The following is a 22,366-nucleotide window of genomic DNA, read 5'->3' on the forward strand; positions in this document are numbered from 1 at the left end:
GGTTCGCAAAGAAAGATTTTTAATTCTTAAAATATTTCGTTCGCAAGGGCATTCTATTTAGCAAAGCAGAATATTTCCTATTGCTGAGTGAAACGCCTTTGCGAGCTTAAAACAATAGCATATATAATAAAACCTGGCGATCATAGCGTTAAAATTTAAAAACCACATTCTTCTTTACCACTTTTTAGATCAATATATGAATACAATAACAAAAGAAATCAGTCTGCAGGAGAGAGACAAAGCGGTGAACTGGCACCCTTACACGCAGATGAAAACCGCTGATGATGCCATTCCTATTGTAAAAGGAAAAGGGATTTATCTTTATGATACCGAAGGAAAAAAATACATGGATGTTGTTTCATCCTGGTGGGTAACGCTGCATGGACATTCTCATCCATACATTGCCAAGCGTGTTTTTGAACAGCTAAACACATTGGAACAGGTTATCTTTGCCGGCTTTACGCATGAACCCGCAGTACAGCTTTCGGAGAATTTATTGAAGCTGCTTCCGGCGGGTCAGGAGAAGGTTTTCTATTCTGATAATGGTTCTACGGCAGTTGAAGTAGCTTTAAAAATGTGTATTCAATATGCATACAATCAGGAAAAAAAGAAAACAAAGATTCTCGCTTTTAAAAATGCTTATCACGGAGATACTTTCGGAGCGATGTCTGTAAGTGGAAAAAGCTTCTGGACAAAACCTTTTGAAAGTATGCTGTTTGAAGTCGTTTTTATTGATACACCGAATGCTGAAAATCTGGAACACCTTCATGCACAGATTAAAGAACTTGCTGACGAAGTAGCATGTTTTATTTATGAACCACTGGTTCAGGGTGCTGCCGGAATGCTGATGTATGATGCCGAAGATCTTAGCCAGCTCATGAAATTCTGCCGGGAGGAAGGTATTCTAATGATTCAGGATGAAGTGTTTACAGGATTTGGAAGAACGGGTAAGCTTTTCGCAGCAGATTATCTTACAGAAAAACCTAATATTATGTGTTTTTCAAAAGGTTTAACGGGAGGTACGATGCCCATGGGAATCACCACATGTTCCAGTGAAATTTATAATGCTTTCCTGTCGGATGACCGTTATAAAACCTTATTTCACGGACATTCGTTTACAGCTAATCCTTTAGCCTGTACGGCCGCTCTCGCCAGTATGGAAATACTCTTGACAAACGAAACTCAAATGAATATCAACCGCATCACTCATCAACATTCAGAGTTTGCAAAAGCGCTTGCTTTTCATCCTCATGTAGAAAAGGTTCGCCAGATCGGGACTATTTTAGCTTTCGATTTTAAAACCGGGAATGGCACTTCTTATTTCAACGAAATAGGGAAGAAGCTTTACAATGAATTCTTACAGAGAGGAATCATTATGAGGCCACTGGGAAATGTGATCTATCTTGTTCCTCCGTATTGTATTACATCCGAAGAACTGGATTTTGTCTATCAGAATATTACGGAAGTTCTGGATCAGTTTAAAGATTAAATTGATCCTGTTCCGGTAATAATTATTTTTAATTTTTTTTAAATGTACCTTATAGGTTTTTGAAGCCTATAAGGTTTTTTATGTGTTTACAGTATCGAAAACTTTTTAAGGAATTATGGCTTATTTTTTGAATATTCCCTGATAAATATTTGGTATGCTGTCAGCTTTTCTCATACATCTTGATTGGAAAGAATTACTATTGGGACACGAAGAATGGTCTTTTCTTTTAGAGATCATTCTTCGTACTGTAATTATGTTTCTGGCTATTATCATCGGACTTAGAATTTTAGGAAAAAGAGGGGTAAAACAGCTCTCAATCTTTGAATTGGTAGTCATTATCGGTCTTGGATCAGCTGCAGGAGATCCTATGTTTAATAAGGATGTCGGAATTATCTCATCCCTTATTGTTTTTATTGTTATTATTCTCCTGTATTCTATTGTGACCCATTTCATCGGAAAAAGTAAAAATTTTGAAAATCTGGTTGAAGGAAAATCCATCTGTCTGATAGAAAATGGTGAATTTTCAATTAAAAACTTTCAAAAAGAAAATCTGGGGAGTGACGAATTCTTCGCGGAATTAAGGCTGAAAGGAGTTTCGCAACTTGGACAGCTTGAAATGGCTATAGAAGAAATATCCGGAGAGATCAGTGTATTCTTTTTCGAAGATGAATCTGTAAGATATGGGCTTCCAATTATGCCGGGATCATTAAATAATCCTTTACAGTATATTCAGGAGGAAAGACATTACTCTTGTATATTCTGCGGGCATACAGAGCATAAAAAACCGGGTAATGCAGGAAGCTGCCCAAGATGCCAAAAAGAAGAATGGGTAGCTTCCAGTAATAAAAGACGTGTAACCTGACCTCTATCCTAATCCTCAACATATTTATTTCTCGCTGCCTTCAGTCCGAAATACAGCATCAGTAATACCGCACAGCTTAACAGATAGAATGAACTGTTCCATGAAATGTCCCAATCATGAAGCTTTCCAAACAACGGAGGTCCGAAAGCAGCGATCAGATAGCCTACGGATTGTGCCATACCTGATATTTTAACCGCATTAATGCTGCTTTTCGTTCTTGTAGAAAAGAACAGGATTGACAAACTGAAAGACAGTCCATTAGATATCCCGATAATCACAGCATTCACATAAATCCATTGAGATTTCATAAAGACAAACATCATGGTGCTTCCGAACATCAGAGTACATATGAAAAGGATCATAAGTCTCTGGTCTTTCATTTTACTGGCAATAATCGGGCAGCAGAATGTCACAGGAATCATCGTAATCTGAATGACAAAAAATACCCATCCGGAACTTTCTCCCTGCATATGATAATCTCCAAGAAACGAAGGAAGCCACGCTACGAGGCAATAATAAAATAGAGACTGCAGCCCCATAAAAATACTGATATTCCATGCCTGGGCAGATTTGAACATATTAAAATCAGAGGTGCTGAGTGCTGCTTTGGGTTGAGCCGGATTTCTTTTATTACATATAAATTCCAGTGATAAAACCAGAAATCCCAATGCGGCGATCACCAGCCATATTCCCAGAGAACCTTTCCATCCAAAACCTGTCAGTTCTCCAATTTTCACACTGAATCCGGAAGCTAATGCTGCTGTAAGATTCATCGATACAGCAAAAATTCCAGTCATAAGACCTATCTGCTTCGGGAAATTATTCTTAACATATCCCGGAGTAACCACATTTCCAATGCATATTCCCAAACCAATGAATATAGAACCTAAAAACAAAAGCCATAGAGAACCACTGATTCGTAAAAATAACCCGAAGCTTAAAATAATCAGAGAATACATCAGAAGTTTACTGATTCCGAATGTATTGGAAAACCTGCTCACCAGCACAGAACAGGCAGCAAACATAAACAGTGGAATAGAAGTGAGCAGACTCACCTGAAAATTATCCAGTTGTAAAGCATCTCTTACCTCTCCAAGAACAGGAGCCACTGCCACAATCGGAGACCTGAGGTTGCTGGAAATAAGTATAACTACCAGAACATTAATGATTAATAAAACATACGAAGCATTCTTTTTTACTTCATTCTTCATCATAATAAAAACTTTTGTACAAAATTAACACAGTAATTTTGTTTAATTTTGCCAAAGTTTTAACCTGAAACGACATGAACGCTAACGATACTATAAATATAGATGAACTGAAAAAGCCGTATTTTGTATGGTTTGAAGAAAACTGGATTCATGATAACGTTCTTCATCACCATCAGAAGGGACAGCTCGTATATGTAGAGAGTGGTTTTCAATATATTACCATTGAAGAAAAAATCTATCTCCTTCCTCAGAATCATGCGGTATGGATTCCTCCAAATGCTATCCATAAAACCAACTCCCATTCTGAAAAGATCAAGCTGATGATCATGTTTGCAGAAATCAGCACTCAGGAATCTTTCTATGATCAGGTGAATGTATTTTCTGTTCCTCCTGTTTTGAAAGAAATGATAAAATATTCAGAAAAATGGTCTAAGCTGGTGAAGCCGGATCACAATGAGGACGTATTTCTGAAAGCACTGTTCAACGAACTTCCGCGGTTTGCAGAATATTCTCTGACCTTTCATATCAGCCTCCCGAAAGATAAGCGCCTTGATAAAGTGATAGAGCATCTGCACACTCATTATCATAATGAGATCAGGATGGAAGACCTCAGTGATACAGCCCTCTTATCTTTCCGTACACTGGAACGTATTTTCAAAAAAGAAACAGGTCTTACCCTAAGTAAATATCAGCAAATGCTCCGTATTATCAAGAGTCTGGAATATTTGAGTTCCGGAAATCTTACGGTTTCAGAAACAGCTTATGAAGTAGGATACAGGAGTGTTCAGGCTTATACCAGAAGTTTTCAGTCTGTGATGAAATTCAGGCCTACTGATTTTATTAAAACCATTCAATAAGTTATAAACCTGTAAAAAAACTGTCAATTATTGTTGAAAAGGAGAGTTATCAACATTATAAAACTTCGCATATTCCTTTAAGTAAAAGTAATTAGTGGGATTGAAAAAGAAAATATTTCACATTTTGACCGCTTTTCCACTTCAATAGTCAATATTCAATTATGATATTATTGAAAATAAAAAGGTCTCCACGAATGGAGACCTTAAAAAAACACAAATGATGAAAAAAAATTATTTCGATTCACAAATATAAACAAAAATCATGTTATGCAAAACATCATAAGCTTATTTTTTTTAAAAAATATTTATTTCAGGTAAAAATAATTATTCCTTAAATGTTGTTCATTTTATTTAAGATTCCGAAATTACTGGTATAAAAACATATCTATTTAAATATAATTCGCCATTTTGAAGAATTGCATGCATGTTTTTCGTCCAAAATAGAAAAATCATTAAAAGTGAATTATTATCAAAATAAGACGATGACGAACAGATATTCAAACAACCGTTTAACTCTTTTGTGACCCTGCTCATAAATTCTGTAAGTTTTTTGTACTACTTTGCTTAAAAACCCGTCCTATGAGTCCAAAAATATTTAAGGGAGTCCCTGCACAAAAATTCGGAGGCTTCCACGATACAGAAAGCAGAAAAGTATTTGACCAGGATCTGATTCCGGAAAAGTTTGAAATATTAAAAAAAAGATTCTTTTCAGTTAATCAATGGGAAAACTATAGTGGGAAAGCGTTTGCTGCATTTAAATTATATGATTTTGATGGTAATCCCGTAGATAGGGAACCTCAAAAAGGAGATTTTATCCGGATCGATATTCCGGGTCCGGGAGAACCTGAGGCTAAAGGGTACGATTGGGTAGAAATAACAGATATCTGTTTCTATCAGGATAGTTTTTCCGAAAGTATATCCATCACATGCAGGCCATCCGTAGATCCTCAAAATAAGAAAAGCCGTCATATTGCTCATTTTTACAGTGCTGCCGCCACCTCAACCTTTATGATAACCAGGAATATTGCGTATTTAAAAGCAGCTGTATACGGGCGAAATGAAAAGCCTAACCGAAACGCTAAGTTTCTGGATGTCATCCGGAATTTTGCAATTGCTATCGGCGGAATGATGGGAATTGCAAAAATACAGTGGAAGCAGCTTACTGATAGTTTTCTGGATTTTGATTAAAACGACTGTACCTTTTTTGACTTAGATCAAAGTTTTGTGTTAACTGTTCGGAGACCTTTGCACCCGAATATTTTAAACAAAATTTATGAGTACAACATTAGAAAAGGGACACACTATTAATTTCTATCAGGCAACAGCTCCTATTATCATTTCGGTATTTGCAGTCTACCTTACCATAGGAATTGCTTTGGGAGTACTTCCCGGGTTTGTTCAGAACACATTGGGTTTTAACATTATTATTGTAGGACTTGTTATTGGTCTGCAGTCATTGTCTACACTTTTAACCCGAGCCTATTCAGGAAAAATTACAGATACCAGAGGTGCTAAAAGAAGTAAAATGTCGGGGGTAGCACTGGCGGTTATTGCCGGGATTATTTATGTACTGGCTGTATTATTTCAGGCTCATCCTTTGCTGGCACTTTCCTTTCTTTTATTAGCACGAATTATTCATGGAATTGGCGAAAGTTTTCTGGTTACCGGAGCATTAACGTGGGGAATAGGTCTTGTGGGACATTCCAGCTCAGGGAAAGTAATGACATGGAATGGTATTGCCATGTATGCGGGAATTGCAATCGGTGCTCCAGTCAGTATCTGGTTAAGTAAAGAATACGATATGCTGCCTGCTTTCCTTCTCATTGCCTTTCTTCCGCTGGTAAGCTGGATTTCCACTGCAAAACTTCCTTCTGTTCCCGTGGATAAAGATCATGTACGGACTCCTTTCTACAAAGTAATTGGTGCCATATCCGGCCAGGGGCTGAGCCTTGCTTTTTCATCAATGGCTTTTGGATGTATTGCTTCTTTTATTGCTTTATTTTTCTCACAAAAGAATTGGGGAGATGCTTCACTTGCATTTATGATCTTTGGAGCTTGTTATGTATTGACCAGAATCTTCTTTGCTTCTTTTCCGGACAAATACGGAGGTTTTACAATCGCCATGATCTCTCTGGTCATCGAAGTAGCAGGGCAAATACTGATCTGGACCTCTGCTTCCAAAACATTGGCTATTGTGGGATGTGGATTGACCGGGGTTGGATTTTCATTGGTTTTTCCGGCTTTAGGAGTTCTTGCTATTCAAAAAGTAAAACCACAGATGAGAGGAACTGCACTAGGCGCCTATGTAGCATTTGTTGACCTTTCATTAGGCCTTGCTGGTCCTATTGCAGGATTAATTGCCGGTTGGTTTGATTATCAGGCTGTATATCTGTTCGGAGGAATCAGCTGTATGATTGCAATGATTATTTTATTATTTAACAAAAAATAAAAATGAAAAATTCTATAATATCTCAGGCAAAAGAAACGAAAAAAATACGTTCCGCATTTACTGTTAAAAAGAAACTCTTTATGACACCGCATTTAATCCGTGTTATATTTAATATTGATAAAAACCAGGCTGAACTGTTGGCTCATGTAAAATCCGGATCTAATAATAAAATTTTTATCCAGGCTGGCGAGGAAAACGCTCAGCTTGTCAGAACCTATACCAACAGAAAAATTGATCTTGAAAACCGTGAATTAAGTATTGATTTTGTCGCACATGGTGATAACGGTCCGGCTTCTGCATGGGCATTAAAAGCCAGTCCCGGTGATATATTGGAAATAGGGATGAAAGAAAGTACAAGGCCTTTAATTCCTGAGGCTGATTTTTACCTGATTGCAGGAGATGCCACGGCATTGCCAGTGATTTGTGCCATTGCAGAACAGTTTCCATCGTATGTTAGAGCAAAAATACTATTGGAAGTGGCAGATAAAGAAGACCAGCTTATCCTGTGTTCTGCAGCAGATATTTCGGTTGAATGGCTGCATAATCCTCATCCCGAGCAAGGAAGCAAGCTTGCGGAAGTGGTGAAGTCTGTTCAGTTTCCCCCCGGAGTATTGAAAGAATATGTGTACATCGCCGCAGAATATGCCACTGTACATGAGCTTCGTACCTATTTCAAAACAACGCTGGAATGGGATCCGCATGGTATGTACATTTGTTCATACTGGAAAGCCGGGCAGGCAGAAAACCCATAGTTAGAACAGAATAAAAGCAGTAAGCAAAGCCATTTATTACTACTTTTGCTTACATGCAGGAACTTTTAACGTCATATATCAACAATAGAATATCAGTAACGGATGCAGAATTGGAAACAATTCTTTCCTATTTTATACCGGTCCGGTTAAAAAAGAATGAAATGCTTCTTTCCAACGGACAAAACAGCCAGAGAACATTTTTTGTTGTAAATGGCTGTCTCCGTATATTTTTCATCAATGAAGAAGGGCAGGATTCCACCCGATATTTTGCTTTTGAAAACCAGTTTGCCACTGCACTTACCAGTTTTATTACTTCTGAACCCTCTGAGGAATTTATAGAGGCCGTAGAGGATTCAGAAGTATATTATATTACCCATAAAAATTTTTATCATCTTCTGGATATTATCCCTCAGTGGGAAAAATTTTACAGAATATACCTGGAAACTGCTTATGTGAATAATACCAAAAGACTGATGTCTTTCCTTGTTCAGGATGCTCTTGAAAAATACCGTCAGCTTTTAGACGAAAACCCTGTAGTGGTAAGAAGGCTTTCCAATAAACTGGTGGCTTCCTATCTTAACATCTCGCAAGAGACACTGAGCAGACTGAAGTCGAGGCTGTGATTTTTGTTTGATCAACCTAACATTATTACGGAGGTGTTTTATTTATTTAAACTATTTTTAAACTGGCAAAAATTCTCAAAAAATTAATACCAGAGCCCTCTCAGAAAAAATTTAAGCCCTATATTTGCACTCATGTTAAAATGGTTCTCCATATTATGCTCAATGATGTATGTGCTGGCTACCACCAATGCGGGGGAAGTACTGAAAGTGCCTATGTTTGTTGAACATTTCATGGAATACCATGGAAGCTTTTCAGAATTTGTGATGGAGCATTATGATAACCACAAGCAGGATTCAGACTGGGATACCGATCAGAAACTGCCATTTATCAATCCACCAATCGTATTGACTGTACATGCCCAGCTTCCGGAACTTTCATTCGAAATAAAAAAACCTAAGGAAATTACTGTTTCAAAGAAAAGCAGTATCTACAAGGAAAAAGATTTTTCCAACCAATACCTTTCTCAGATTTTCCAGCCCCCACGGCTTTCTTAATTGACTTCACATTGAAAATTAATGCTTTATGTTCTTGCCTAAAGCAATGAATTCTTGTTACATATCAATTAATTCGTAATGCATTGTATTGATGCTTACCCTTAACCAGAGAAGTTACAAACGCTTGTTTTGATACTTTAGTTTTGGGAAGGATCTCAGCTTTTATAAGGCATTCCGGGTTACCAATTAATAGTTTTTCCATGTTAAATAAAATTATTGAGTTTTCTGTAAAGAATAAACTCATCATTGCTCTGTTTACGGTGGCTCTTATCCTCTTTGGAGTCTATGAAACCACTAAACTTCCTATTGATGCCCAGCCGGACATCACCAATAATCAGGTTCAGATCATTACCACTGCTCCTTCTTATGGTGCAGCGGATATAGAACGCCTTGTTACATTCCCAATTGAACAGGCTACCAGCAATATCAGCGGAATTACAGAATTGAGAAGTTTCTCCCGTTTCGGACTTTCATTAGTCACTGTAGTTTTTGATGACAAAACTGATGTCTATTGGGCTCGTCAACAGGTCCAGGAGCGCTTACAGCTTGTTCAGGACAACATCCCGGCCGGAATCGGCAAACCGGAATTAGGACCCATTTCAACAGGATTGGGCGAGATTTTCCAGTATGTGGTAAGAGCCAAAAAAGGTTACGAAAATGTGTATGACGAAACAGAACTTAGGACGATCCAGGACTGGGTGGTCAGAAGACAGCTTCTTGGAACCAAAGGTGTGGCGGATGTCAGCAGTTTCGGAGGAAAACTGAAGCAATACGAAATCGCCATTAATCCTAATCAGTTACAGGCATTTAATATCAATATCAATGATGTTTTTGCTGCGCTGGAGAAAAACAATCAGAATACAGGAGGTGCTTATATTGAAAAGAAAGAAACTGTTCTGTTTATCCGCAGCGAAGGACTTCTGGGAAGTACGGAAGATATCGGAAGCATTCAGGTAGCGGAAACCAAAGAAGGAGTTCCAGTGCATATTAAAGATGTAGCATCTGTAAAAATAGGATATGCGACAAGGTATGGTGCTATGACTTATAATGATACCGGAGAAGTATCCGGAGCGATTGTTCTGATGCTGAAAGGAGAGAATGCGAATGTAGTGATCGGAAATATTAAACAAAGACTCGAAAAAATTCAGGAATCCTTACCGGAAGGAGTTGTGATAGAGCCTTTTCTTGATCGTGCTAAAATGGTGAATAACACGATCAGTACTGTAAAAACAAACCTGATGGAAGGGGCTCTTATTGTGGTTTTCATTCTGGTGTTATTTCTGGGAAATTTTAGGGCAGGATTACTGGTGGCTTCTGTTATTCCTTTGGCTATGCTTTTTGCCATTATCATGATGAACATTTTCGGTGTAGGAGGAAATCTGATGAGCCTTGGAGCGCTGGATTTCGGTCTTATTGTAGACGGAGCCGTCATTATTGTGGAAGCTGTACTGCATCAGCTTGCCCATAAAAAGCATTTCGGAAAAGACAATATGCTCAGCAAAAAAGAAATGGATGACCAGGTTTCCGGTTCTGCCACCAAAATGGTTAACAGTGCGGTTTTCGGGCAGATTATTATCTTAATTGTATATCTTCCGATTTTTACGCTTCAGGGAATTGAAGGGAAAATGTTCAAACCTATGGCTCAGACTGTTGCTTTTGCCCTGATTGGAGCATTTATTCTTTCCCTGACTTATATTCCGATGATGAGTTCTCTGGTATTAAGCAGAAAGAAAAAGGAAAAAGAGAATATTTCAGACCGTGTCATGGGCAACGTGGAAACCGGACATCAGAAGCTACTGATGAAAGCTCTTAAATTCAGAAAAACTATCATCATTGGGGTGTTGATTCTGTTTGCAGGTGCTGTTTTTACCCTTTCCAGAATGGGTGGAGAATTTATTCCGTCTCTTGAAGAAGGTGACTTTGCTGTCGAAATGAGGATTCTTCAGGGAAGTAATATCAATGAAACCAAAAAAGCTACCACTCAGGCTGCACACATCCTTTTGACACAGTTTCCTGAAGTAGAAAAAGTGGTGATGAAAATTGGAAGTGCAGAAATTCCCACAGAACCGATGCCTATGGATTCCGGAGATATGATTGTTGTTTTAAAGCCAAAAAAGAAATGGACTTCTGCAACAACATTTCCTGAACTTTCGGACAAGATGAGTAAAGCATTACATGTTATTCCCGGACTGACAACCAGTTTTCAGTTTCCTGTACAGATGCGTTTCAATGAGCTTATGACGGGAGCAAGACAGGATGTGGTCTGTAAAATTTATGGTGAAGATCTTGACAGCCTTGCCGCCTATGCAAAAAAGATGGGAAGCATCATCAACACTGTAAAAGGTGCTCAGGATCTTTATATTGAACCGGTGGTAGGTGCTCCGCAGGTTGTGATTGATTATAACCGTTCGGAACTGTCCCGATATAATATTTCGGTTGCGGAAATCAACAGAGTGATCAATATGGCTTTTGCAGGTCAGACCGCAGGTGCTTTGTATGAAGGAGAGAAAAAGTTTGATATCGTTGTGAGAATGGATAACGAACATAAAAAAGATATCACCAGCATCCAGAACCTTTTGGTTCCTACTGCTTCAGGAGAGCAGATTCCTCTGTCACAATTGGCGAAAGTGGAACTTAAAAACAGTCCGAACCAGATCCAGAGGGAAGATACCAAAAGAAGAATCATTGTAGGTTTCAATATAAGAGGAAGAGATGTTCAGAGTATCGTGGAAGAGCTTCAGCAAAAGGCAGGTAAAAGCCTGAAATTATCACCAGGATACAGTGTCTCTTACGGAGGTGCTTTTGAAAACTTAAATGAAGCTAAAGCAAGGCTGGGAATTGCTGTTCCTATTTCGTTGGTGATGATTTTCCTGCTGTTATTCTTTGCTTTCGGTTCTGTAAAACACAGCTTACTGATCTATACTGCCATTCCGTTATCTGCGATAGGAGGTGTTTATTTTCTGGCATTAAGAGGAATGCCTTTCAGCATCAGTGCAGGGGTAGGGTTCATTGCTTTATTTGGAGTTGCCGTACTTAATGGAATTGTTTTGATATCAGAATTTAACCGATTGAAAAAGAATGGAATAACCAACACCAGCAGAATTGTACTCATGGGTACAAAAATCAGGCTTCGTCCGGTTTTAATGACTGCGTTTGTGGCTTCTCTGGGGTTTCTTCCCATGGCCATCAGCAACGGCGCAGGAGCAGAAGTACAGAGACCTTTGGCAACTGTCGTTATCGGAGGATTAATGCTTGCGACTCTTTTAACCTTATTTGTCCTCCCCATTTTATACGTCCTGTTTGAACATATTAATAAAGATAAAATGAAATTCTCAAAAAAACTCAATTATAAAAAACTGTCTGTTTTCTTGTTGTTAATGGCCTTCGGAATCAATCAGGCTCAGGAAAACATCACCTATGAACAGGCTTTGGAAAAAGCCTATCAGCAGAATGGAACGCTTAAAAATTCAAAACTGGTATCAGATTATCAGGAGAAACTGAAAGCCAGTTATCTGGATATTCCCCAGACAGAAATTACCGGCGGATTCGGACAAATTCAGGGCGAGGAAACGGATAATTCTTTCGGGATTTCTCAAAGATTCAGTTTTCCTACGGTGTATTCAAAAAGGAGACAAATGCTGGATGCAGAATGGTCTTCCAGTGTCATCAATCAGAATCTGACCAAAACACAGCTTACCAAAGAAGTAACAGACGTTTTCTACAGAATACTTGTGCTGCAGGAGAAGAAAAAAGTGCTGGAATACATCAGCCAGCTGTATCATAATTTCGCAGACAAAGCCGGATTAAGATTAAAAAAAGGGGAAGCCAATATTCTCGAGGAATCTACTGCCGAAATTCAGAAAGAACAGATAAAAGTACAGTTGAATACCCTTGAAAATGATCTAAATGTGGCAAAACTTCAGCTTCAGCTATTGCTCCAGTCAGAGGTTCCTTACCAGCCTGTTGCTGATCGACCCATTGTGAATATTGGCCTTCAGGTTTCAGAAGAAATGGTAAAACAACACCCTGAGCTTCAGTACCTGCAGCAACAGATCAAAGTGGGAGAGGCAGAAATGCAGTTAGAAAAAAGTAAACTTCTTCCGGATCTTCTTGTTGGATACACCAACCAGAGCATGAAAAACATCAATAATAATCGCTTCAATTCAGTTCAGGTGGGAGTGGGCATTCCGTTGTTTACCAAAGGACAGAGAGCTTTGGCAAAGGCGGCACAGACAAAAATTGCCATCTCTGAAAATCAATACCAGAGAAAAGAAATTGAGCTTAAAAACAGATTGAAACAACAGCTGAATAATTACATGAACCAACAGCAGATCATCGAAAATTATGAACAAAAACAGCTTCCAAAGTCCGAGACCATCCTAAAAACTGCTCAGAAACAAATGGAGGTAGGAGAAATAGATTATCTGAACTGGGTCATACTGGTGAATCAGGCCGTAAAAACCAAAGCAGATTATATTGATCAGCTGGAAAAGCTTAATCAGACCGCAGCCGAACTTCAATTCCTAATTTCAAAATAATACATCATGCATTTCAATAATATATCACTATACAGCCTTGCTTTAGTTCTTACTTTATCTTCATGCTCGGGGAAAAAAGAGGAAGAAAAAACGGTTTATGAAAACACCCAATTTTCTAAGAACGACAAAAACTCTGTGCAGCTTACAGAAAAACAGATTCAGTCTGTAGGACTGACAGTAACCACCATCCAGAACAGGAATATGGAAAAGCTGGTGAAACTTAATGGGAAAGCAGAAATTGCCCCCTCACACATCAGTTTGATTTCCAGTATTATGGGTGGACATATCAAGTCTATTAATGTGATCAATGGAAGCCTTTTCAGCAAAGGACAGGTGCTCGCTGTGGTGGAAGATCCGCAGTTTATACAGCTGCAGCAGGATTATCTGGTAACAAAGGCCCAACTTGAAGCGGCAAGACTGAATTTTAACCGTCAGAAAGATTTGAATACCAGCAAAGCCAGCAGCGACAAGACCCTACAGACCGCCCAGGCAGATTATTCCACTTTAAACGCTACTTTAAAAGGGTTGGAAGAAAAGCTGAGAATTATCGGAATTAATGCCAAAGGTTTGAATACCGGAAATATCAGAAGTAAAATCAATATTTATGCACCATTTACAGGTTTTGTAAGCAAAATTCTCGTGAATAACGGACAGTATATCAATCCGGCAGATACTTTATTTGAACTCATTAATCCGGCTGGATTACTTTTAGAATTAAAGGTTTTTGAAAATGATGTGAATGATGTAAAAGTGGGACAGGAAATTCTAGTGTACAACAATCAGAATCCGGATGTGAAATCAAATGCTAAAATTGTCAGCGTAGTTCCAAGTATTGAAAACGGAGGTTCTGCAACAGCAATTGCCAGATTATCTTCTGTGAATACGGAATTCGTAAAAGGAATGTATGTGAATGCAGAAGTGAATATCAGCAGCCGTTATACACAGGGACTTCCCAACGAAGCAGTAGTTTCATTTGAAAATAAGAATTATGTTTTTGAAGATCTTGGAAAATCAAATTACAAAATGCTTCCTGTCGTAACCGGAATTTCTGATGACCAGTTTACAGAGATTTTGAAAGCTGATGTTTTAAAGGATAAGAAAATCGTACAGAAAGGAGCCTACAGCCTGCTGATGATGCTTAAAAACAAAGCACAATAATTAAAGTGAAACCAGAAAAACTTTTAGTTTGAAAATACTTAAGTTTAAAAAACTTTTGTGACTTTTGCGGTTAAAATAAAACATACAAGAAGAAAAGATCAGTTATCCGGCTGATCTTTTTTATTTCAAGCAACTTAAAAAAATGATATTTGACATGTTTTCGATAATTAAAATACTATTTAACGCATAATTCATTTTAAAATAATATTTTTAAGAAGTGAATAGTTGTAAAGGATTTTTAGATGAATAATAAAAAATTTTATCAAAACTTTATGACAAAAAAACCTTTGCACAATTTCCATATTCCGGTGATGGGGCTGGCTTACACAATAGACAGTCCGATTCGTGTTGCCCAGTATGGAATTTCTTCCGTCATCTCTATTATTGATGATGAAATCCTGGAAAAAATGAAGAACTTTTATAACAAAAAGTTCAATCTTGACTATTTCGGGATCTCAGCAAAAACAGAAGATTACAGAGCCAAAAGGGTTACGGCTTATCTGGATATGGTGGATGATATCGTGAATGAAAAGTTTGAATCTTTCAAACACGAGATCAGCAGGAATAAAGAGGCTTTGAGAGACTTCATGGCCATGCTTCCGAATACATCAGACCTCAAAAACGGTCTTCAGAACCTTATCAGTCAAAAGGATAACTGGAGTGCCAATATCAAAAATTTCATTGAATCCAATTTAAAACCGGGAAGTATTGATGTCAATATCATGACGAAAGTAGATAAAGACAATTATCAAAATAATGAACAGCTTCCGGTAATGTTTAACGATGCCCATGCTTCACTGCGTGGATTTGCCAAGAGTAAATTATCTTCTTCAATGGTTCTTTCTGCAGGGATGAATCCCCGTTTATACAGCTATATGGAAGAATTTGACGATTTTTTCCCGGACGAACATGGAAACATCAAAAAGAAAATCATCCTTAAAGTAAGCGATTTCCGTTCTGCAATGATCCAGGGAAATTTTCTGGCAAAAAAAGGATTGTGGGTTTCTGAATACAGGATAGAATCCGGGTTGAATTGTGGTGGTCATGCTTTTGCCACGGAAGGAATGCTTCTCGGACCAATCATGGAAGAATTCAAACAGAAAAAAAACGATCTGATACAATCAGCCCATTCCTTAATGACCGCGGCTTTAGAACAAAAAGGAAAACATGTAGTTTCCGAACCTTTAGAAATGAAAATTACGGTTCAGGGTGGAGTAGGAACCGCAGAAGAACACGAGTTTTTATTGGCGAATTACAGTGTAGACAGCGTAGGATGGGGTTCACCGTTTTTGCTGGTACCCGAAGCAACGTCGGTAGATACAGAAACCAGAAATTTACTTTTACGGTCAAAAGAGCAGGACTTTTATCTGAGTAATATTTCGCCTCTGGGAGTGCCTTTCAATACGGTAAAAGGAACTTCCAATGAACGATTAAAGCATGAAAAAGAAGCAAAAGGGAAATATGGAAGCTCATGCCCCAAAAAACTTCTGGCATTAAGCAAAGAATTCTCACCGGAAGGAACCTGTACTGCTTCCAGAAAATATCAGGATATCAAGCTCAAAGAACTGTACAATCATAAGGAAACCTTTACAGAAAAGGAATTTAATAAAAGGAAATCTGAAATTACAGATAAGGCCTGCCTTTGTGTGGGACTTGTTAATGCGGCATATATGGAACAGAACCTTGAAATTAAGGGAGAAAAACAAGGCGTTGTCATATGCCCGGGACCCAATATTGCCTTTTTTGATAAGGAAGTTTCTCTTTCGGAAATGGTACAACATATCTACGGAAATGCCAATATTCTTTCCGACAGCCAGCGTCCGAATATGTTTATTAATGAATTGAAAATGTATGTGGATTATCTGAGAAAGGAAATTACCGAATCTACGATACAGATTACCCATTCACAGACAAAAAAATGGAATGCTTTCAGAAAAAATGTTCTTGATGGGATAGAATATTATCATGAGCTTTTTAAAGCATCCTCATTCTTCAGCAACGGTTTATCAACCATCAATCTTCAATTACAGGAGTATAAACTTCAGCTTATTGCTATTGAAATTCCTCAGGTTGAAAAATAACCGTATTTTTTAATTGATAGATAATAAAAACAGTTTTCAATGCGGAGGCTGTTTTTGTTTTTTCTGTTCTGTTCTGTTCTGTTGAAGAGTTTTTATGAGATAAAATTCTTTGCGACTTTGCGTTTATCCAACTTCAAATTATTTTATAAAATATGTAAACAAATTTGCTCTCTTCTATATATTGTTGGAATATCGCAAAGTCGCAAAGGTTTTAATTGCGACTTTGCATTTATCAAACAAAGGTTTTAGTCAAAAAAAATCAGTAAACATCAGCATTTCCATTTATAATAACTATAAAGGGAATGGTCATTTTGAATATTCTCCAGGCTTAATATTCCTTACCTTAGAGCTCACTTAGTAAATTATTTTTATGGAAAAAAGAAAAATCAAAAACACCGATTTAACGATTGCGCCAATCAACTTCGGAGGAAATGTTTTTGGATGGACACTAGACGAGAAACAGTCTTTCGATATACTGGACCGCTTTGCTGAAGCAGGATTCAATTTTATAGACACTGCAGATACCTATTCTTGGTGGGTGAACGGAAAAGGCGGACAGTCTGAAGAGATCATCGGAAAGTGGATGAAAAGCCGCTCTAACCGTAATGATATCGTTCTGGCAACCAAAGTAGGTTCAGAAACGAAAGAACATGGCTATGATATCAGCAAAAAGCATATTTTACAATCTGTAGATGAATCGTTACAAAGGCTTCAGACCGATCATATCGATCTTTATTATACCCACTTTGACGACAATATTACTCCGGTGGAAGAAACACTTTCGGCTTATGATGAGATCATTAAAGCTGGAAAAGTACGTTATATTGCCGCTTCCAACTTATCACCGGAACGTTTGAAAGCATCATTTGAAGCTGCAGAAAAGCATAATCTTCCTAAGTATGTTGCATTACAGCCTCATTACAACTTAATGGAAAGAGAAGGTTTTGAGCAAAATTATGCTCCGCTGGCTGAACAGTTTGATTTAAGTGTATTTCCTTATTGGTCTTTGGCAGCAGGTTTCCTAACGGGTAAATACCGTCATGAAGCAGATTTGGCAAAAAGTGCAAGAGGCGAGGGTGTAAGAAAGTATTTAAATCCTAAAGGACTTGAAGTATTAAAAGCGCTGGATCAGGTAAGTGTAAAGCATAATACAACGCAGGGAACTGTTTCTCTGGCATGGCTGTTATCCAATCCTCTGATTACAGCACCAATTGTGAGTGCGACCAGTTCCTCTCAGCTTGAAACAGTCTTCAATGCACCAAAACTTGTTTTGGATCAGGAAGATATTGATCTGCTTAATAGAGCGAGCAACTAATTTTTTCGACTATCATTATAGATTAAAATTAAATCCGTTCATTGCTGAACGGATTTTTTATGATTGAACGGCGAAAACCACCCCGTCAAAAATTCTTTGAATTTTCGCCACCCCTCCGGAGGAGGGGAATTTAGGTTTCCGATTGTTATTTTCTGTTGTTACTATTAATCAGAATATTCCTTCAAAAGCTGTCTGTAGCTCATTAATATTGATGATTTTGAGATAAACCCGATGAAATCATTGGTATCACTTACTACAGGGAGATTCCATACGCCCGTATCATCAAAGGTCTGGAGAATATCCAATGGTTTATTTTCCCGATGAAGAACCGCTGGTGGAGCTTTCATAATCTGAGTAACCGTCTGGGAAGTTTCCATTTCTTTGTTAAAAAGATAAGGTCTTATATCATCCAGCGTCAGAACTCCCTTTAGTTTTCTGTTTTCATCCACCACAGCAAAAATATTTTTATCACCGTTCTTGACCATTTCAAACAGTTCTGTAACGGAAGCATTTTCATGAATGGTCTGGGAATATTTATCAATAAAATCTTCGGTTCTTAAAGCAAACAGCAGGTTCTTATCATGTTTATTTGTGAAAATTTTTCCTTCGTCGGCTAATGATTTTAATTCCGGGGAAATCGGGGAGAACCATTTGGCGATGAGATAGGATATGATGGAAACAATCATCAGAGGAATAAACAAATCATACCCGAAACTTGATTCCGCAATCAGGAAGATTGCAGTAAGAGGCGCATATAAAACACCGCTCATTGCTCCGGCCATTCCTACCAAAACAAGATTGGTCACCGGAACATCTGAAAATCCTAAATGCTGGCAAACCAGTGCAAACAGATACCCCAAAGTTCCTCCCGCAAAAAGGGATGGAGCGAAGTTCCCACCGTTCCCACCGCTAAAGATTGTAAATGAGGTAGCAAATGCTTTTAAAAGCAATACCAGAACCAAAAATATAATAATCGTCCAGTCTCCGATTTCAAAATATCTGAAAAAACTGTTTTCAATAATAGTGTAGGTATTTCCGTTGGTAAATGCCTTTACCGTTTCGTAACCTTCCCCGAACAAAGGAGGAAAAAGTACACATAACAGGGAAAGAACAGCTCCTCCGAACATCGCTTTACGCATTCTTGAAAGCTGAAGACCTTTTATAAAGTGTTCTACTTTTTGAGAAATAATCACAAAATAACGGGCATACAAACCAGTAACAATCCCTAAGATAAGGTAATAGGGAACATTTTTATAGTTGAAAGGATCTCTGGTATAAAATCGGAAAAGAACATCTTCCTGAAGCAAAATCCTTGACAAAAGACTTCCGCAGACCGCAGCCACTACCAAAGGGATAAAATCTGTGAAAACCACTCCGGTTAAAAGGATTTCAAAGGCGAACATAATCCCGGCTATAGGAGCATTGAACGCAGAAGCAATCCCTGCAGTGGCACCGGCAGCCAGTAACAAAGTACGTTCTTTATAACTTAGCCTGTATGTTTGGGCATAGTTGGAACCAATAGCAGCTCCGGTAACGGCAATAGGACTTTCCAATCCGGCGGAACCTCCCAATCCTACGGTAACAGCACTTTGTATCACCTGAGAATACATTTTAACGGAAGCCACAATACTGGAATTCTGTGCAATTTCGTATAAAATAGCCCCGATTCCTTTACGATCCTGACCTTTAAACAAGGTAAGAACAATCATTGTTGTCAGTACGATTCCTAAAAAAGGAAAAACGATATAGAATAAAATCTGATATTCGAAATGAACTTTATTTGTAATGAAATAATGGATATTGTGTACCAGCGTTTTCAGGATCACTCCTGCCAGACCTGCTGTGCAGCCTACAAGAATCCCTGAAAGAACAAGAAACTGATTTCTGCTCAGCCTGTTGTTCAGCCAGTGAAGAATAAGTTCGTAACTGCGTGCTTTTTCTAATCCGTATTTCTGGAAATCTCTTTTAAATTTAAGGAAGCTAAGGTATTTTTTTTTGTTGTGAATTTTCACCGTCGAAATATTTTACACTATCATCAGATTGATACAGTTCTGTAAATTTATGAAATATATCACAAAAAATATAGTAAATAACCTTTTTCGCAATACATCCATGAATGTTTATTTCTATCAGTTTTATTTTATTTCTTTCGTTTTTCCTGAAAAAAGCAGGCCAACAGCCAGTACTCCAATGATTCCTGCTCCTGCCCATATTAATGGTTTTCTGGGAATAGAAAATAATGTTTTTCCGTCAATTCTCATATTTCCTGCGGAAGGTTTTTGTACATTTCCTCCGGTATTTTCATCCTTAGCAGCTTTCTTCATTGCCATTCTCACTCCTGCGGAAGATACATAGCGGACTATTCCGGGAAATATTTCATATAAATTTTTAAAAACTACTGCAGACCAGTCCGGATAGGAAGCTTCAGTTGGATTTTTTGCCGTCTTCACAATAGAAGCGGCCAGCTTACGGGGGTCAAACGCTGGAGGTGGTGTGCTGAGTTTTATTCCTGAATAATTTGCTGCGTGTTCTATTCCTGAAGATTTCTGAAACCCTGGATAAAGCGCACAGATATGAATATCAGGAAAGTCTGAAACCTCTCCCTGTAATGTTTCGACCATTCCGCGAACACCGAATTTTGAGGCTGTGTAGGCTGTCCCATAAGGTGCAGGCATCCATCCGCCAATGGAAATATTATTAAGCAGCACTCCTTTTTTTTGCTTTTTAAAAACAGGAAGTACTGCATGTGCCGAATGCATATATCCCAAAAGGTTAGTTTTTACAATCTGATCGCTGACATCTACCGGAATTTCCTCAAATTTCCCAAATGCCAGCACTCCGGCATTATTGACCCAGTAATCAATTTTCCCAGTAAATTCAAGGGCTTCTCTAACAAGGTTCTGAACGTCTTCTGCAACAGAAGTATCCGTAGGAACAGCAATTACTGTAGCTCCCAGTTTTCTGCATAATTCTGCAGTTTCTGTAAGTGCTTCTTCACCTCTTGCTGCCAGCACAAGATCAGCTCCCTGTTCTGCAAAAGCTTCTGCCGTAGCCTTACCAATTCCGCTTGAAGCGCCGGTAATGACTACTGTTTCTCCAAAAAACGGAGGTCTTCTTTGATTTTTCATAATATGATAGATTTAGATGTTCTTATTTTTATCATGATCCGTTTCCTGTACTTCTTTTCGGAAAAAGAATAAGCCTGATGGACGGATTATTGGTGATAAATAACCGAAACCAGTCCATGGCCAGCTGAAGTTTATTTTTAAATCCTACCAGAGGAATGATGTGGATGAAAAGCCAGGTAAGCCAGGCTGTAAATCCGTTAAAAGAATGCTTCGGAAGATCTACTACGGCATTGTATTTTGATATGATGGCCATACTTCCTTTATCATTGTACCGGAATTGTTCCAGTACTTTTCCGTCTTCTATCCGTTTAAAATTGGAAGCAAGGTTGACTCCCTGCTGAATGGCAACCTGAGCAAGCTGAGGATGTCCTTTGGGGTATTTTTCTTCGGTAAGCATCAGACAGATATCTCCCAGCGCGTAAATATTGGTAGTTCCCGTTACTTTATTATAGTCATCCACCAGAATTCTTCTTCCTTTTCCAATAGCTTCTTCCGGCAGACCGGGGATTTCTTTTCCGATCACTCCGGAGGTCCAGATCAGAGTTTCTGTCTCAATAGTTTTTCCATCGCTTAAAATAACTTTGTTATCTGTATAATCTCTTACAGAAACATTCAAAAGGATTTTCACACCTAATTCTTTCAGCTTCTCATAAGCTGTTTTCTGAGCCAGCTGACTCATAGGTGAAAGCAGAGTAGGCAGAGCATCAATAAGGTAAAGATTGGAAAGTCCAAGTTTGATTTCCGGATATTCTTTCTGAGCAATATATTTCCCCATTTCGGCAAGCATTCCTGCAAGTTCAACGCCTGTAGGACCACCTCCGGCAATGACAATATTCTGAAGTTTTTCAGCTTCTTTAATATCTTTATTTCTGGCAGCTTCTTCCAACGTAAGCAGAATATGATTCCTCAGATAAAGAGCTTCTTCTATATTTTTCATCGGAAGGGCACATTTTTTCACATTTTCCATTCCAAAAAAATTAGATTCTGTGCCTAATGCCAGTACCAGATAATCATAGCTGAGATTTCCGGTATCGGTTTCTATGGTTTTATTTTCAGGATTGACCCTGAGCAGGCTTCCCATGTGAAACTTCACATTTTTATTGTTTGAAAACAGTTTTCTGAAGGGATAACTGATGTTGGAAGCTTCTATAAACGATGTAGCTACCTGATAGATAAGTGGCGGGAAAAAATGATAATTGTTTTTATCAACCAGTGTTATTCTGAACCTTTTATCATTCCTGAGAGATTTGATAAGATTAATGCCCGCAAATCCTCCTCCTACGATTAGAATGTGCTTTTTCATAATATGTGATTATTTCAAATGGTGTACTGAAATTCATTCAATAACAAGACCAAAGGAGGTTCAAAATAAATATTTAACATAATATTTAAAATGCTGAAATAGTCA

The 22,366-nt window shown here is 38.2% G+C and carries 16 protein-coding genes; 12 read left to right on the top strand and 4 right to left on the bottom strand.

Translation table 11 applies throughout. From position 1 onward, the window contains the following. The first annotated feature begins 196 nt into the window (after nucleotides 1-196). On the top strand, nucleotides 197-1,489 hold the full coding sequence (bioA, locus tag J2786_RS05685; protein WP_047430453.1) for an adenosylmethionine--8-amino-7-oxononanoate transaminase: 1,293 nt from the start codon (nucleotides 197-199) through the stop codon (nucleotides 1,487-1,489). 154 nt (nucleotides 1,490-1,643) lie between these two features. Beyond that, the gene (locus J2786_RS05690; RefSeq protein ID WP_047430450.1) at nucleotides 1,644-2,351 is read left to right on the top strand and encodes a DUF421 domain-containing protein; all 708 of its coding nucleotides are present in this window, start codon (nucleotides 1,644-1,646) and stop codon (nucleotides 2,349-2,351) included. 8 nt (nucleotides 2,352-2,359) lie between these two features. Here J2786_RS05690 and J2786_RS05695 read toward each other — a convergent pair whose 3' ends face one another. Further along, on the bottom strand, nucleotides 2,360-3,565 hold the full coding sequence (locus J2786_RS05695) for a CynX/NimT family MFS transporter (RefSeq protein WP_310024234.1): 1,206 nt from the start codon (nucleotides 3,563-3,565) through the stop codon (nucleotides 2,360-2,362). 71 nt (nucleotides 3,566-3,636) lie between these two features. Here J2786_RS05695 and J2786_RS05700 point away from each other — a divergent pair, with 71 nt between their 5' ends. The 10 genes from J2786_RS05700 to J2786_RS05745 all read left to right on the top strand — a co-directional run bounded on the left by J2786_RS05700 (nucleotide 3,637) and on the right by J2786_RS05745 (nucleotide 17,830). Next, nucleotides 3,637-4,419 carry an AraC family transcriptional regulator gene (locus tag J2786_RS05700; RefSeq protein WP_047430445.1) on the top strand — a complete coding sequence of 261 codons (783 nt, stop codon included), beginning with the start codon at nucleotides 3,637-3,639 and terminating at the stop codon, nucleotides 4,417-4,419. Between the two features lie 579 nt (nucleotides 4,420-4,998). Then, the gene (locus J2786_RS05705) at nucleotides 4,999-5,607 is read left to right on the top strand and encodes a hypothetical protein (protein ID WP_052186958.1); all 609 of its coding nucleotides are present in this window, start codon (nucleotides 4,999-5,001) and stop codon (nucleotides 5,605-5,607) included. Between the two features lie 85 nt (nucleotides 5,608-5,692). Then, nucleotides 5,693-6,868, top strand: a complete 1,176-nt coding sequence (locus tag J2786_RS05710) for an MFS transporter (protein ID WP_047430443.1) — start codon at nucleotides 5,693-5,695, stop codon at nucleotides 6,866-6,868. A gap of 2 nt (nucleotides 6,869-6,870) precedes the next feature. Next, entirely contained in the window at nucleotides 6,871-7,620 is a 750-nt protein-coding gene (locus tag J2786_RS05715) for a siderophore-interacting protein (protein WP_047430440.1), read from the top strand. A 53-nt stretch (nucleotides 7,621-7,673) separates the two neighbouring features. After that, entirely contained in the window at nucleotides 7,674-8,243 is a 570-nt protein-coding gene (locus J2786_RS05720; protein WP_047430438.1) for a Crp/Fnr family transcriptional regulator, read from the top strand. 132 nt (nucleotides 8,244-8,375) lie between these two features. Beyond that, nucleotides 8,376-8,738, top strand: coding sequence for a hypothetical protein (locus J2786_RS05725; protein WP_142016067.1), 363 nt, complete (start codon nucleotides 8,376-8,378; stop codon nucleotides 8,736-8,738). A 200-nt stretch (nucleotides 8,739-8,938) separates the two neighbouring features. Continuing rightward, a complete protein-coding gene (locus J2786_RS05730) occupies nucleotides 8,939-13,276 on the top strand; it encodes a CusA/CzcA family heavy metal efflux RND transporter (protein WP_047430431.1) in 4,338 nt (1,445 codons plus the stop codon). Nucleotides 13,277-13,282: 6 nt separating this feature from the next. Next, nucleotides 13,283-14,434: an efflux RND transporter periplasmic adaptor subunit gene (locus J2786_RS05735; RefSeq protein WP_047430428.1), complete on the top strand. Its 1,152-nt coding sequence runs from the start codon at nucleotides 13,283-13,285 to the stop codon at nucleotides 14,432-14,434. A gap of 272 nt (nucleotides 14,435-14,706) precedes the next feature. Then, complete coding sequence (locus J2786_RS05740) at nucleotides 14,707-16,515, top strand: hypothetical protein (protein WP_047433254.1); 1,809 nt, start codon at nucleotides 14,707-14,709, stop codon at nucleotides 16,513-16,515. A 370-nt stretch (nucleotides 16,516-16,885) separates the two neighbouring features. Then, complete coding sequence (locus J2786_RS05745; RefSeq protein ID WP_047430425.1) at nucleotides 16,886-17,830, top strand: aldo/keto reductase; 945 nt, start codon at nucleotides 16,886-16,888, stop codon at nucleotides 17,828-17,830. 164 nt (nucleotides 17,831-17,994) lie between these two features. On the opposite strand, the gene J2786_RS05750 is transcribed toward J2786_RS05745, so the two are convergent. From J2786_RS05750 to J2786_RS05760, 3 genes are all read right to left on the bottom strand, one after another. Continuing rightward, nucleotides 17,995-19,842: a chloride channel protein gene (locus J2786_RS05750; protein WP_047430423.1), complete on the bottom strand. Its 1,848-nt coding sequence runs from the start codon at nucleotides 19,840-19,842 to the stop codon at nucleotides 17,995-17,997. A 123-nt stretch (nucleotides 19,843-19,965) separates the two neighbouring features. Then, nucleotides 19,966-20,958 carry an SDR family oxidoreductase gene (locus tag J2786_RS05755; protein WP_047430420.1) on the bottom strand — a complete coding sequence of 331 codons (993 nt, stop codon included), beginning with the start codon at nucleotides 20,956-20,958 and terminating at the stop codon, nucleotides 19,966-19,968. Nucleotides 20,959-20,989: 31 nt separating this feature from the next. Further along, a complete protein-coding gene (locus J2786_RS05760) occupies nucleotides 20,990-22,261 on the bottom strand; it encodes an NAD(P)/FAD-dependent oxidoreductase (protein ID WP_047430417.1) in 1,272 nt (423 codons plus the stop codon). Nucleotides 22,262-22,366 lie beyond the last annotated feature (105 nt).

The sequence above is a fragment of the Chryseobacterium vietnamense genome (assembly GCF_031454475.1).
Taxonomy (GTDB): Bacteria; Bacteroidota; Bacteroidia; order Flavobacteriales; family Weeksellaceae; genus Chryseobacterium; species Chryseobacterium vietnamense.